Below are 14,552 nucleotides of genomic sequence, written 5' to 3' on the forward strand. Positions count from 1 at the left end.
GAACGGGTTATCCCGCCCTCCACCGCCGGTTCGGCGTCATGCGCTTCCCGTGTCACCGCCTCATGCGAACGGCACGGCCTCGAAGCCCGCCGCGAGCGCGTCGACGATCCGGTCGAGCTGCTCGCGCTGGATCACGAGCGGCGGCGACAGGATGATCTTCGTGCCGACCGGCCGCACCAGCACGCCGTGCTCGCGCGCCACTTCCGCGACCGCGTTCGCATAGCCGGACAGCGGGTCGATCGGCTCGCGGGTCTGCTTGTTCGCGACGAGATCGAGCGCGAGCATCAGCCCCTTGCCGCGCACCTCGCCGACCGCCGCGAAGCGTTCCGGGAACGACTGCAGCGCTTCGAGCAGATACGCGCCCTGCTTCGCCGCGTTCGCCGGCAGGTCTTCCTTCACGACGATGTCGAGGCTCGCGATCGCGGCCGCGCAGGCGACCGGGTGCCCTGCGTACGTGTAGCCGTGCATGATCGCGCCGCCGAAGTCCGCGTTCGCGGCGAACGCGTCCTCGATCCGCGCGTTCACGGCCGTCGCGCCGAGCGGCACGTAGCCGGACGAGATCCCTTTCGCGAGGCACATGATGTCCGGGCGCACGCCCCAGCCGCGGCTGCCGAACAGGCTGCCGCTGCGGCCGAAGCCGGTCACGACTTCGTCGGCGATCAGCAGCACGCCGTAGCGGTCGCACACCTCGCGCACGAGCGGCCAGTAGTTGGCCGGCGGCACGATCACGCCGCCCGCGCCCTGCACCGGCTCGGCAATGAACGCGGCGACCGTGTCGGGGCTCTGGAACTGGATCTCGCGCTCCAGCATTTCCGCGCAGATCCGGCCGAGTTCCTCCGGATCCTGCGTGAACGGGTTGCGGTACAGCCACGGCGTCTCGACGTGGAAACAGCCCGGCAGGTTCGGCTCGTAATTGCGGCGGAACACCGTGTTGCCGTTCACCGACGCGCCGCCGAAGTGCGTGCCGTGATAGCCCTGCTTCAGCGAGATGAACTTGGTGCGGTCGGCCTGGCCGCGAACCTTCCAGTACTGGCGCGCGATCTTCAGCGCGGTCTCGATCGAGTCCGAGCCGCCCGAGCTGTACAGCACGCGGCGCATCCCTTCCGGCTCCATCATGTCGATCAGCTTCTTCGACAACTCTTCCGCGCGCGGATGCGAGATGCCGTCGAACAGCTGGAAGTATTCGAGTTCGTCGAGCTGGCGCACGATCGCATCCTTCACTTCCTGGCGGTTGTGCCCGACGTTCATGTTCCACAGGCCCGCGACGCCGTCGACCAGCTGCTTGCCGGTTTCGTCGAACACGTAGCAGCCGTCGCCGCGCACGATGCGGATCGGCTTGCGCTGTTTCATTTCGTTCGGGTGCAGCATCGGGTGCCAGAATTTCGCTTCGTTGTAGCTCATTGCAATCTCCACTTTCGGATCGTTTGAACCTCGACCGTCCGGGGTCGGGGTTCGAGGTTTTCGGGTTGTTCGCGGGGTTCGTGGTGTTCGGAGCAGGCGCCGCGCGTCAGTGCGCAATGCAGACGGATTTGGTTTCGGTGAAGCCTTCGATCGCGTACTGGCCGAACTCGCGGCCGATGCCCGATTGCTTGTAGCCGCCGAACGGCATCGACGGGTCGAGCGGAATGTGACAGTTCACCCACACGGTGCCGGCCTCGATCTGCGGCACGAGGTTCATCACGCGCTTCAGGTCGTTGCTCCAGATGCTCGCGGCGAGGCCGTACGGCGACGCGTTCGCGAGTCGCACGGCGTCGGCCGCATCGTCGAACGGCACGACGACGATCACCGGGCCGAACACTTCGTCGCGCACGATCGCGCTGTCCGGATGCGGATCGGCGATCACGGCCGGCTTCACGTAGTAGCCGGGCAGGTCGTCGGCGGGCGTGCCACCCGCGAGGAACGTGAGGCCCGCGCGGCGCGCGCCTTCGATGTGCTGGACGACCTTGTCGCGATGGTGCGCGGACACCAGCGGGTTGATCTGCGCGGTGGTATCGAGGCCCGCGCCGAGCTTCATCGACTGCGCGGCGCCCGCGAGGCCGTCCGCCAGCTGCGCGAATTTGCTGCGATGGACGTAAATGCGCGACGCGGCCGCGCACACCTGCCCCTGGTTGAAGAACGCGCCGGCGGCGACGCCGTCGAGCGCCTGCGCGACGTCGACGTCGTCGAGCATCACGATCGGGTTCTTGCCGCCGAGTTCGAGCGAGAAGCGCGTCATGTTCTGCACGGCAGCCGCGCCGACCAGCTTGCCGGTCGCGGTCGAACCCGTGAACGAGATCTTCGCGATCGACGGATGGCTCGACAACGCGGCGCCGCACGTGCGGCCGCCGGTGACGACGTTGAACACGCCGGGCGGCACGCCGGCGTCGAGGGCGAGTTCGGCGAGACGCAGCGCGGTGAGCGGCGTTTCCGGCGACGGCTTCAGCACGATCGTGCAGCCGGCCGCGAGCGCCGGAATCAGCTTCCACACCGCGATCATCAGCGGGAAATTCCACGGCACGATCGCCGCGACCACGCCGACCGGCTCCTTGCGCGTATAGGCCGTATAGCGGGCGCCGGGCGGGAACGGGATCGACACGTCGAGCGTCTGGCCGGTGATCTTGGTCGCCCAGCCGGCCATGTAGCGCACGTATTCGACGCTCGCGCCGACCTCGATCGCGCGCGACACATGGATCGACTTGCCCTGGTTCAGCGTTTCGAGCTGCGCGAGCGTTTCGGCGTCGGCCTCGATCAGGTCGGCGAGCTTCAGCAGGATGCGCTCGCGGTCCGCCGGGCGCAGCCCGCTCCACACGCGGGTGTCGAATGCCCGCTTCGCGCTCGCGACCGCGCGGTCGACGTCGTGCGCGTCGGCATCGGCGACCGTCGCAAGCCGCTCGCCCATCGCCGGGTCGTACACGTCGAGCCGCGCGGGCGAGTGCGCGCGCTGCATGGCGCCGTCGATGAAAAGGCCGAAGTCGCGTGCGACGAAGGTGCGCACGGTGTCGCTGACCGCGACGAAGTTCGTGGTGCTCATGGGCGTCTCGATGATTGTCATGACTGGGCCGCGTGCGCTTCGGCATGCGGGTGTCGAACCACTGTATCGACGCGGGATCGCGCCCGGTGAGCGCAAATTGGCAAGCGCGTGCGGGACCGGAACGCGGGTGACTCGGGAACGTGGGATGGCGGGGTGCGAGCGTCGCGTTATCGTCGGATCGATGGCGCGGTGCGATGCGATCGGTGCGACGTGGATGCGGACGCGGACGTGGGTACGGATGCGGATGCGGATGCGGATGCGGATGCGGATGCGGATGCGGATGCGGATGCGGAAAAGCTACAGGAACAACGCGCCGACCAGCTCGGTGCGGTTCGACACGCCGAGCTTCCGGTACATGCGCATCAGATGTGTCTTGATGGTCGGCTGGCCGAGCGCGAGATCGCGTGCGATTTCCTTGTTCGAGCGGCCGTCGCGTACGAGTCGGGCGATCTGCTCCTCGCGGTAAGTCAACCGCTCCTCGCAGCCGATCCGGTGAATCCCGCGCCGCGCGCGCAGCAGCGGGGCCAGCGCGGCTTCGGCGACCGGCTGCAGCCGTGCCAGCGCGTCGATCTCGCCTGATGCGAACCGGCCCGCCGTGCGGTTGCCGTCCGCGTCGCCCGTCCCGAAGCGCAGCAGCGAAAACGCGCCGACCGTGCGGCCCGCGTCGTCGCGCAGCCAGATCTCGACGACGTCGGCCACATCGTGCCGTCGCAGGAAACGGGTCCAGTACGCGGACGCATCGCGTCTTTCGTCAGGCAATTGGGACGCGAGCGTCACGACCGCACGTTCACCTGCCGCGCAGCGCGACGGGTGCAGCGGGTCGAGCATCCGGTAGCGCGCGATGTAGGTGCGATGCATCGCCTCCGGCATCCCGAACAGCTCGAAATCGGCCGGCTCGCCGCTCAGGTCGAGCCGGTAGAACACGGTCGCGGACGGGCTCGCAAACGCGTCGAACGCATCGACGCACGCGCGTAGCGCGCGCTGCCAGTCGGCGGCTTCGTGGTCGGCGGAAACGGATGAGGTCGGCATGATGGGAGCGGCCGGCGGCCGAACGCGTCGAAGATCGGGCCAGCCTACCCGCGCCGAAATGGGCCGGTGAGCACAAATCGGCAATTCGTCCGTGGGTGACGGATGACGGGGCCGCCGGCCATGTCGCGACAACGGAGCCTGCGACGGGAAGTCTTGCGCCGCGAGCCGTTCGGACGATGATGGCTGTCGAGGGTGACGCGAGTCGTCGCACGCGCCGACGGCGACCCGACGACAGAATCCGCGTCGCGTAGGCATGCGCCGCAAGCCGTGCAGTCGAGAATGGACGTCGAGGGTGGCGCGAGACATCGCGCGCGCCGATCGGGCACGATCGGAATGATCAGCGAAACCTGCGGAGCGGCCGCACGCGCAGCCGCGAAACGGCGGCGCGGCAGCGTGTGCGCCGCATCCTGTCAGTCAGGGTCCGCGTCAGTGCGCGTTCGCGGCGAACGTGTCGCAGGCGCTTACTTCACCCGACTCCATCCCGCGCCGCAGCCAGTACACGCGCTGCTCGCTGGTGCCGTGCGTGAAGCTCTCCGGTACGACATAGCCCTGGCCTTGCTGCTGCAGCCGATCGTCGCCGATCGCAGCCGCCGCCTTCAGCCCCTGTTCGAAATCGCCGGGCTCCATCAGCCGCTGGTTCGCGCGCTGCGCGTTGTTCGCCCACACGCCGGCGAAGCAGTCGGCCTGCAGCTCCATCCGCACCGACAGCGCGTTCGAGCGCGCTTCGCTCGAACGGCGGCGCGCGGCATCGACCTTGTCGGAAATGCCGAGCAGGTTCTGCACGTGATGGCCGACTTCATGCGCGATCACGTAGGCCTGCGCGAAATCGCCGCCCGCGCCGAAGCGCTTGCGCAGTTCGTCGTAGAAGCCGAGATCGATGTACACGTTGCGATCGCCCGGACAGTAGAACGGCCCCATCGCGGTCTGGCCGGTGCCGCACGCGGTCGGCGTCGAGTTCGTGAACATCACGAGCTTCGGCGCCTCGTACTGCCCATGCAACTGGGTGTTGAAGACGCCCGTCCACGTGCGCTCGATATTGCCGAGCACCTTGCGCGTAAATACCGCGCCGGGATCGTTCGCCGGCGCGCCCTGGTGCTGCGTGGGCGCGGGCTGCGCCTGCTGCTGGCGGCCCTGCAGCGCCGATGCGCCTTCGAGCACGACGCGCGGGTCGATCCCGAAGAAATACGATGCGGCCAGCGCGACCACGATCGTGCCGATGCCGATCGTCGCACGCCCGCCGCCGAACCCGCCGCCACCGCGTCGATCCTCGACGTTCACGCTTTCTCTTTCGTCGTCCAGCCTCATTGCCGGCCCCTCCCTTCCTTGTCGTTGTGCTGACCGGACAGCCCCCGGCAGACGATTGATTCCCGTTGCGACGTGCAGCGTCCGGCGCGCCATCGCACGGCGGCACCGCCCGGTCAGTGGCGCGGCACCATGCAGTACCGCGCCGCCCCGCCGTTACACGACGCACGCGGCACCCGGACGACAGGCTGGCGCACGCGCCATTTTGCCGACCTTGGCGTCTTATCGCAAAATAAGGAGCATAGAGCGACCGGACCGGCGACATCGTCATTCTTTGCAAAATGACGGCGCGTGCGGCCCGGGAGGACGAGATGACCGGCGGAAGAACCAGGCTTGCCCGTCTGCCGCCCGGCCAGGCCTGCCGCGACTTACTTCGCGTGACCTCGACGAACGTCGCTCACTGCTTCGAGCAAGCGGTACTTGCGGATCTTTTCATAGAGCGTGCTCTTCGCGATGCCGAGTTGACTCGCTGCCTTCGTCAGATTGCCGGCATGACGCGCAAGCGCGCGACGGATCGATTCCGCCTCGGCCATCTTCAACGAGTCGCCCGCATCCGGCGCGAGCGCGTCGACGGCCCGCGCGGCGCATGCATCGATCGGCGCCCCCGCGCCGATCTCGGCAGGCAACTTGTCGGCCTTTATCACCGGGCTGTCCGACAGCAGCAGCGCCCCCTCGATCGCGTTCCGCAGTTCGCGCACATTGCCGGGCCACGGATAGCGCAACAGGCGTGCATACGCATCGTCGTCGAACGACCTCGGGGAGAGGCCATACGAGTCGCACAGATGCCCGAGCCAATGCGCAATCAGCGCCGGCAGGTCCTCGCCGCGCTCGCGCAAGTTCGGAATCGACACGGTCGTGACCGCGATCCGGTAGTACAGATCCATCCGGAACCGGCCTTTCGCGACGGCGTCCTTCAGATCCCGGTGCGTCGCCGCGACCAGCCGGAAATTCACCCTGCGCGGCGTGTTCTCGCCCAGGCGATAGATTTCGCTCTCCTCCAGCACGCGCAGCAGGTGCGGCTGGATATCGAGCGGCATTTCCCCGATCTCGTCGAGAAACAGCGTGCCGCCATCGGCCGCTTCGATCTTGCCCGCCGCACCGGACTTGCGTGCGCCGGTAAATGCGCCTTCCGCGTAGCCGAACAACTCGCTGGCCAGGAGGTCTCTCGACAACCCGCCGCAGTTGAGCGCAACGAACGGACCGTCGGCGCGATCGCTCGCCTGGTGGATACCCTGCGCGAACAGTTCCTTGCCGACGCCGGTTTCGCCGAGCAGCAGCACCGGCACCCTGGACGGCGCGAGCTGGCGCGCACGATTCACGGCCGCCCGCAATGCGGCGCTGTCGCCGACGATACGCTCGAACCCTCGCGGCTCACCGCCGTGCCGTTCCCGTCCGCGCGCGATCGGAACGGCGCCGCGGGGATTCGTGATGCCCGGCGTCACGATCATGTAGCCGAGCACGTCCGCACCGTCACGCACGGTTTCGATGTGGCTGCGCGACAGCCATGCCGGCGCACTCGCCGACAGGCGGCCGTCGCCCGCGTAGTGCTCGAGTTCGGGCAGCGCGAACGCCGCGTCGCACCGGATATCGAATCCGAGCCGGCGCAACACCGGAACGACCTGCGCGTTGGCCTTGACGAGTCGGCCGCGTTCGTCGACGACGATCACCGCATCGGAGGAAGACGCACCGAAGCGTGACGCGCAGCGGTCGAGCAGGCTCAGACGGCGCGCCATGCCCTCCTTCGCGAGCCGGCTTTCGATGCGGCCCGCAAGCGATACCGCGAGCGCAAGGCTGTATGGGTTGTAGGTCTGCGCGAGCCCCGAAATGTCGATCACGCCCAATACGTGCCCGTCGCGCGGATCCTGGATGACGGTCGCCGAGCAGGTCCAGCGCTTGATGCCCGCGCAGAAGTGCTCCGCGCCATGGATCTGGACCGGCTGCCTGAGCGCGAGCGCGGTGCCGATCGCATTGGTGCCGCAATTCAGCTCGGTCCACTCGCAGCCCGGAATGAGGCCGACCTCGCGCGCAGGCTCGACGATCCGCATGTCGCCCTCCTGCTGGAGGATCATCCCGCTCGGATCGGCCAGCAGCATCACCGTACCCGTCTGCGAAAGAAAATCCCGGGTGTGCTGCATCAGCGGCAGACTGGCATCGACGAGGCGACGGTTCGACGTGCGCCACTGCACGAGCCCGTCTTCATCGAGCGGCGGCGGCGCGCGGTCGACGCCGGGATCGACGCGACTGACGAGACAGCGCTGCCACGAATCGTCGACCACGCCGCGTACGTCGGGCGAACGCCACTCGCTGCCTGTCACCAGATGCTCCCATGCGGCCATGATGCTCGCGTCATGGCGTGGACTGGGAAACCAGTCCATCGGCGTGCCTCTCTGTTGCATGTCTGTCTCCTGGCGGTGTCGTGACGGCACCAACCGCACGGCCGTCTCAGCGGCCATTTTGTCGACTTTGTGGGGCGCCCGACCGCAGCCGGCGGCGAGCGTAGCGACTATCGTACTCCGTCCCGGCGCCTCGACGTCCGTCCGGACACCAATCACTGCAAGCAATGCGCGCGCCAGCAAGCGGTCGCCCGCGCGTCGTCGCGCGGCGCGGCACGCCGTCGAGAACCGGTGGCCGAAAAGAAACCGGCCGTTCGAAAATCGAACGGCCGGAAATCGAACGCTTTCCGCGCATGAAGCCGAGGCGAGGCCGGCGAACGCCGAGCCCGCGGACAGCGTCAAACGTCAGATCATTGCACGCGCTCCGGAACCGGCAGCTTCACCCATTCCGCGTAGAACGCATCGATGTCGGGTTCGAAGTCGTGAATGACCGGGTACCACGGCGTAGGCGCCTCGACGTCGTGCATCGCGCCGCAGGTCGGGCAGTAGTATTCGCGATAGACCTGCCATTGCGTATCGGGCGCCATCAAGCGTGGGTAGACCTCGTCCATCGCCTCTTCGGATTCGCGCACGAAGATGTTCGCGTGCAGTTTCCAGTTGTCGCGGTAATCGCAGAACACATGGCCGCAGTCGCATTGCGTGACCCAGTGCTTCGTCGCCCATTGCTGCACGATGTACAGGTGCGGGCCGAGCGGCAACACGATGCGGTCCTTCCAGCCGAGCTTCTGCTGCAGCGCATCGACGTACATCCGGAAGCGCTCGCCGTCCTTCGGCATCGACAGCATGCGCAACGTGGTGTCCCAGTCGAGCTTGCCGTCGACCATGTTCCTGATCTGTTCCTTGGTGTAGGTAGACATCTCCAGTCCTCCATGTGGGTGATAGTGCGCAGGGTCCGGCTCACTCCTCGACCAGCACCACCGTATTGACGTCGGGCATCTTCGACAGGTCCATGCGGAATTTCGAGCCGTAGGTCGGCACGTCGAGCTCGTCCTCGGTGAGCGTCCACGTGTCCGGCAACTCCCAGAACGCGCGGAACTGCTGCTCGAATTTCGTCGACAGGCCGAAGCTCGTCGCGAACATGTGCCGGACCTGCGTCGATGCATGCTTGAGCAGGATCCGCTCGCGCTCGCCCTTCATCCATTCGCGGGTCGGTTGCGAGCGCGCGAGCCGCGCGTTGCGGATCTCGATGCGCCGCAGCGCGGTCGCTTGCGGATCGACCGTCCAGATGCCGTTGGCATCCCGCGTCGCGACCGCCCCATAGACCTTCTGCGCGTATTCGGGCAGCAGCACCGCGTTGTTGAGATCGCGTTCGATCGCGTCGATCTCGCGGTCGAGCGGATCGCCGAAGCCGGGGCCGCCGCGCAGATAGTTCAGGTAGAGATCGTAGTTGCTGTAGCAGTCCTCCGTGGTCATGCATTGCTGGTCGCGCTTGACGATCGCGCCGGCGTTCAGGTGGTTTTCGTAATCCGGCAGGTCCGGATTCGTATCGCCGCCGAGCGGCAGGCTCTCGCCGAGCGCGATGCGCTCCTCGATGCCCGTGCGATGCGCTTCGAAGCGATAGCCGGTGGCGGGCGGGTAGCCGCCCATCAGGCCCCAGTCGCTGTTCATGTAGCCGTTGCCCATGAAGAACATCGTCCAGTCCTGCGCCTTCCAGACCATGCGCAGCGTCTCGAATCCGCAACCGCCGCGGTACTTGCCGTAGCCGCCCGAATTCGACTTCACGTTGCGGCCGAGGTACAGCAGCGGCTCGGCCATCTCCCAGATCTCGATGTCGCCCATGTCGCCTTCGGGGTTCCAGATCGCGGCCGCGTGATTCAGACCGTCCTTGATCGCGCACGCGCCGGTGCCGCACGACGACGCCTCGAAGCTGTTCACCGCATGGATGTCGCCGTCCTGGTTGATCCCGCCGCCCTGCAGCCAGTTCGACGTGTTGGCGTTCCCCGCGTTGACTTCCTCGAGATAGCCGCGGCTGAAGTACGCCTGCGACAGGGCGCGCCACATCGCGCTCCAGCCCGACACCAGGAAGTGCCACGCGTAAGCGTGTCCGGTGCGGCGGTCGTCCGGGTTCATCCACGCGCCCTTGGGCAGGTGGAATTCGGTGCCGAAATACGCGCCGTCGTTGATGCGCTGCGTCGGCACCAGCGTCTGCGTCATCATCACCCAGATGCCGCTCGTGAACGCGACCTGGTGCGCGTTGTACGAGTGCCAGCCCCAGCGGCTCGCGCCTTCGAAATCGAGACGCCACGAGCCGTCCTTGCGGATCTCCATCTCGACCGGCGAATGCATGATCGAGTCGAGCTTCGCAAACGCCGACGACGTCTGCACGTCCGGATGGTCGTACGGCACGTCGACGAACGCGACCTTGCGATACTTGCCCGGCAGCGTCATCGCCTTGAGGCGCGTCTGCAACCCGCGCCGTCCTTCCTCGATCACCTCGAAGCCGAATTTCTCGTAGGCGTCGAGGCCCTCCTCGTCGATCACTTCCTCGATCAGATCACGGATCATGTGGCAGCCGGCGATGCGCGTGCGCTCGTCGAGAATCCAGTACTTCGGCGTGCGAACCGAGCGCTGGCTCTCGTGCAGCCAGTCGCGCAGCGGCGTGTCGTTCACCCCTGTCTTACGGCACGTAATCATGTAGCCGTCGCCGAAACGCTGCACCTGGCCCGTCGACATCGAGCCCGGCGTCACCGCACCGGTATCGATCACGTGCGTGACGCCGCCAACCCACCCGACCAGCTTGCCGTGCGCGAAAATCGGCACGATCGTTGCGATGTCGCACGGGTGGACGTTGCCGATCGAGCAGTCGTTGTTGGTGAACATGTCGCCGGGCTGAATGCCCGGATTGGCTTCCCAGTTGTTTTCGATCATGTACTTGATCGCCGCGCCCATCGTGCCGACGTGGATGATGATTCCGGTCGACGTGAGCACGCAATCGCCCGCCGCGTTGTAGAGCGTGAAGCACAGCTCCCCTTCCTGCTCGACGATCGGGCTCGCGGCAATCTTCTTGGCCGTTTCGCGCGCATGCACGAGGCCGCCGCGCAGCTTCGAGAAGATCTTCTCGTAGCGGATCGGATCGCGCTCGCGCAGCTCGAGCCGTTCGAGGCCGTTGTAATGGCCGGTTTGCGAGGTGCGCTCGAGAATGCCGTCGCGAAACTGCTTGAGCGTCTGGCCGTTCTTCAGCAGATCGGCGAAGCCGACTTCCTGGCTGGACATCATGTTCATCGCATGTCTCCTTACTTGACTTCGCTGAGATGGAAGAGGCGGTGCTTGTCGAGCGTGGTGGCGAAGCCCTTCGGGACGACGAACGTCGTCGCGTCGGATTCGATGATCGCGGGCCCCGCGATCTCGTTGCCCGGCTTGAGCGACTCCATTCGCCAGATCACCGCGTCATGCCACTGCTTGTGCCGATACAGACGCCGCGTGCCGATACGCGCGTCCGCCGGCGGCGTGGGGCCGGCAATGGCGTCTTCCGGCAATACCGGCTTCTGCGTGACGACCATGCCGCGCATGATCGCGCCCGTGACCGAGAAACCCAGCTCCGGCGAGCGCGCGGAGCTCGCGTACACGCGGCCGTAGGTCTCTTCGAAGGCCGTCACGATCTTGTCCCAGTCGTCCGCACCGGACGCGCCCGCGATCGGCGATTCGATTTCGAGGTCGTTGAGCTGGCCCATGTACTGCATCCGGAAGCCCGGCCGCAATATCACGTCCCGCTCGCCGAAACCGTTGATGCGAAACTCGTCGATCACCTTGGCGGTCAGTTCGGCCCAGGCTTTCTGGATCGTCTGCGCGGCCTGCGCCTTCTCGGCGTCGGACGCGAGCTGCGGCAGCGCGAGATCGACGCTCTTGTCGTAGCGATACTCGAAATCCGCGCACGCGCAGCCGAATGCCGAGAAGCCCGCCGCCCACGCCGGCACGACGACATCCTTGAAGCCGAGGCCCTCGGTGTAGCCATAGGTATGAACCGGCCCCGCGCCGCCATACGAGAAGCACACGAATTCGGTCGGGTTGTACCCTTTCGCGCTGACGTTCGAGCGCAGGTATTCGCGCAGTTGCAGGTCGAGCAGCTCGATCACGCCGGCCGCCGCATCCTCCACGGAGAGTCCGAGCGGCTCGGCGATCTGCACGCGAATGTGCTCGCGGGCGCGATTCACGTCGAGCTTGATCTGGCCGCCGAGGAAGTTGTCCGGGTTCAGGTAGCCGAGCACGACATGGCAATCGGATACGGACACCGTCGTCAGGCCGCTGTCGGGCCAGCACGTGCCGACGCGATAGCCGGCGCTGTCCGGCCCGAGCTTGATGGCCCCGCTGTACGGATCGAGCCGCACGAAGCTGCCGGCGCCCGCGCCGACCGAATCCATCGTGACGAGCGGCAGCGACAGCACCAGGCGTGCCATGTCCGGGTCGGACGCGATCGCGAATTTGCCCTTCGTGATGAGCGCCATGTCGAACGACGTGCCGCCGATGTCCGAGCATGCGATGTTGTCGTAGCCGAGCGCCTCGCCGAGGAGCTTCGAGCCGATCACGCCGCCGATCGGCCCCGACACGATGGTGCGCGCCAGTTCCTTCGCTTTCCAGCTGATCGTGCCGCCGTGCGTCGCCATCACGCGCAGGTCGAATTTCGCGCCGTGCTTGCGGAAGCGGTCGCTGACTTTCCTGAGCGTCTGCCGCGACGGCTCGGCCGCATACGCTTCGAGCACCGTCGTGTTCATCCGGTGGCTTTCCTTGCGCTGCGGGTAGTAGTCGACCGATGCGAACACCGGGAGATCGACGCCGCGCGCAGCCAGCTCGTCGCGCACGATGTCCCGCGCCTGGCGCTCGCTCGCGGCGTTCTTGTGCGACTGAAGAAAACAGATGACGATCGCTTTCGCACCGGCGGCGACGAGCTCCCGCGTAGCCTGCCGCACTTCGTTTTCCCGCAGCGGAATCACGATCTCGCCCTGGACGTCCGTACGCTCGGTGACGCCGCGGGTTCGCGACAACGGCACGAGCGGCTCGTCGTAGCGGTGCGTATTCAGGTGGATGCGCTCTTCGAGCGCGTACCCGAGGTAGCTCTGGATCGCCCGCCCCATCAGGTGCACGTGCTCGAAGCCCTTGTTGACGAGCAACCCGACGTCGAGCCCCTTGCGCTGCACGACGCGGTTGAGCATCGCAGTGCCGGAATACACGCAGGTGACCAGTTCCGGATAGACGTCGTCGACGTCGCGTTGCCAATGCGCGAGCGCGTCCTGCGACGAGTTGAAGATCGCGAGTGATTCATCCTCCGGATTGCTTTGCGCCTTGCCGACGACAAACCGTCCGTCCTCGCGCACGAAGAAGGTGTCGGTCATCGTGCCGCCCGCGTCGATGCCCAAGACCTGGACTTGCGAAAGTCCTTCCATGGTGATGTCTCCAATGATTGAAGTCGTGATGAGCCGCGCTCCGGTTCGAACGGGGTCATCGTTCGATCCCGGGCGTCGGCTCATCTGCAAGGAGGCAACAACCGTGCCATTCGGTGGATCCGGCCGGTCGGCGCGCCCCGGTCAAGCCAGGCGGGGCGCCCATCGGATGAAGCGGGTTGCTTCGGGTAGGCGATTCGCCTTGGGACGTCCGGATTCCGAACTGGTCAGGCGTCCGAATATCAGTCGCCCCCCCGGCGGGCGGATGCACGCTCGCCCCGGATCCGGAACGGCAGAAACGCGGGCGCCTCGCCGTGCGGCGTTACGTCATCGCCGGCCATCGCCCCTCATTCACGTTCATCCTTTCGGCTGATACCGGCGTTCATCCGTGCCGCCTAAAGTGACCGGAACGCCCCCCCTTCCGGAGAACGACATGACGCACCCGCAACCCCGCACGATTGTGATCACCGGCGCCGGCACCGGCATCGGCGCCGCGTGCGCGCGCCGCTTCGCCGCCCGCGGCGATCACGTCGTGCTGATCGGGCGGCGCCGCGCGCCGCTCGACGCGCTCGCCGCCGAGACGGGCGGCCTCGCGCTCGCCGGCGACGCCGCGAGCACGGCCGACTGGGCCCGCTTCGTGCCGGAGATCGCCGAGCGGTTCGGCCCCGTCGATGCGCTCGTCGCGTGCGCGGGCGGCCACGGTCTCGGCCGCGCGGACGAAACCGACGACGCGCAATGGCGCGACGCGCTGCATGCGAACCTCGACACCGCGTTCGTCAGCGCACGCGCGTGCCTGCCCGACCTGATCGCGCAGCGCGGCAGCATCGTGCTGGTCGCGTCGATCGCCGCGCTCGCGGCCGGGCCCGGCGTATGCGGCTATACGGTCGGCAAGCATGCGCTGCTCGGGCTCGCGCGATCGCTGGCACGCGACTACGGGCCGCACGGCGTGCGCGCGAACGCTGTGTGCCCGGGCTGGGTCCGCACGCCGATGGCCGATGCGGAAATGGAACCGCTGATGTCCGCATACGGCGACACGCTCGACGGCGCGTATTCCCGCGTGAGCGCCGACGTGCCGCTGCGGCGCGCGGCCGATCCGGACGAGATCGCGGCCGTGTGCGCATTCCTGGCATCACCGGATGCGTCGTTCGTAACGGGCGCGACGCTCGTCGCCGACGGCGGCGCAACGGTCGTCGACGTGCCGACCCTCGCATTCGACACGCTTTGATGCATGGGGATACGCCGCCCGCACCACGCATCTTCGCTGCACGGGGACGCATCGCCCGCGCGCGCATCGTGACGGGCGGCCGCGCTCGCCCGCCGGCACGCGACCGCCCGTCCCTTCGCCCGGCGCATGCACCACGCCGCGCGCGCTTCCCGCCCCGGAAATCCGCTAACATCGACCGATCCCGCCGCCCCTGCGCGGCCCTGCCTCACCGATCGGAA

General features: G+C 67.2%; 9 protein-coding genes. 1 reads left to right on the forward strand and 8 read right to left on the reverse strand.

Annotated features, from left to right (window positions below; translation table 11 throughout):
* Nucleotides 1–60: 60 nt before the first annotated feature.
* The 8 genes from DIE16_RS18065 to DIE16_RS18100 all read right to left on the reverse strand — a co-directional run bounded on the left by DIE16_RS18065 (nucleotide 61) and on the right by DIE16_RS18100 (nucleotide 13,112).
* Complete coding sequence (locus tag DIE16_RS18065; RefSeq protein WP_124892983.1) at nucleotides 61–1,401, reverse strand: aspartate aminotransferase family protein; 1,341 nt, start codon at nucleotides 1,399–1,401, stop codon at nucleotides 61–63.
* Between the two features lie 106 nt (nucleotides 1,402–1,507).
* Entirely contained in the window at nucleotides 1,508–3,010 is a 1,503-nt protein-coding gene (locus DIE16_RS18070; RefSeq protein WP_124892985.1) for an aldehyde dehydrogenase family protein, read from the reverse strand.
* A 297-nt stretch (nucleotides 3,011–3,307) separates the two neighbouring features.
* Entirely contained in the window at nucleotides 3,308–4,039 is a 732-nt protein-coding gene (locus DIE16_RS18075) for a LuxR C-terminal-related transcriptional regulator (RefSeq protein ID WP_124892987.1), read from the reverse strand.
* A 426-nt stretch (nucleotides 4,040–4,465) separates the two neighbouring features.
* Nucleotides 4,466–5,344, reverse strand: coding sequence for a neutral zinc metallopeptidase (locus DIE16_RS18080; protein ID WP_124892989.1), 879 nt, complete (start codon nucleotides 5,342–5,344; stop codon nucleotides 4,466–4,468).
* Between the two features lie 365 nt (nucleotides 5,345–5,709).
* Nucleotides 5,710–7,737, reverse strand: coding sequence for a sigma-54-dependent Fis family transcriptional regulator (locus tag DIE16_RS18085; RefSeq protein ID WP_260434409.1), 2,028 nt, complete (start codon nucleotides 7,735–7,737; stop codon nucleotides 5,710–5,712).
* Nucleotides 7,738–8,084: 347 nt separating this feature from the next.
* The gene (locus DIE16_RS18090) at nucleotides 8,085–8,591 is read right to left on the reverse strand and encodes an acetone carboxylase subunit gamma (RefSeq protein WP_034180969.1); all 507 of its coding nucleotides are present in this window, start codon (nucleotides 8,589–8,591) and stop codon (nucleotides 8,085–8,087) included.
* Nucleotides 8,592–8,631: 40 nt separating this feature from the next.
* A complete protein-coding gene (locus DIE16_RS18095; RefSeq protein ID WP_124892991.1) occupies nucleotides 8,632–10,956 on the reverse strand; it encodes a hydantoinase B/oxoprolinase family protein in 2,325 nt (774 codons plus the stop codon).
* An 11-nt stretch (nucleotides 10,957–10,967) separates the two neighbouring features.
* Nucleotides 10,968–13,112: a hydantoinase/oxoprolinase family protein gene (locus DIE16_RS18100; protein ID WP_185500298.1), complete on the reverse strand. Its 2,145-nt coding sequence runs from the start codon at nucleotides 13,110–13,112 to the stop codon at nucleotides 10,968–10,970.
* 430 nt (nucleotides 13,113–13,542) lie between these two features.
* On the opposite strand from DIE16_RS18100, the gene DIE16_RS18105 reads away from it, so the two are divergent.
* The gene (locus tag DIE16_RS18105; RefSeq protein ID WP_124489051.1) at nucleotides 13,543–14,334 is read left to right on the forward strand and encodes an SDR family NAD(P)-dependent oxidoreductase; all 792 of its coding nucleotides are present in this window, start codon (nucleotides 13,543–13,545) and stop codon (nucleotides 14,332–14,334) included.
* The last annotated feature ends 218 nt before the right edge of the window (nucleotides 14,335–14,552 follow it).

This window comes from Burkholderia sp. Bp9090 (assembly GCF_003857985.1).
Lineage (GTDB): Bacteria > Pseudomonadota > Gammaproteobacteria > Burkholderiales > Burkholderiaceae > Burkholderia.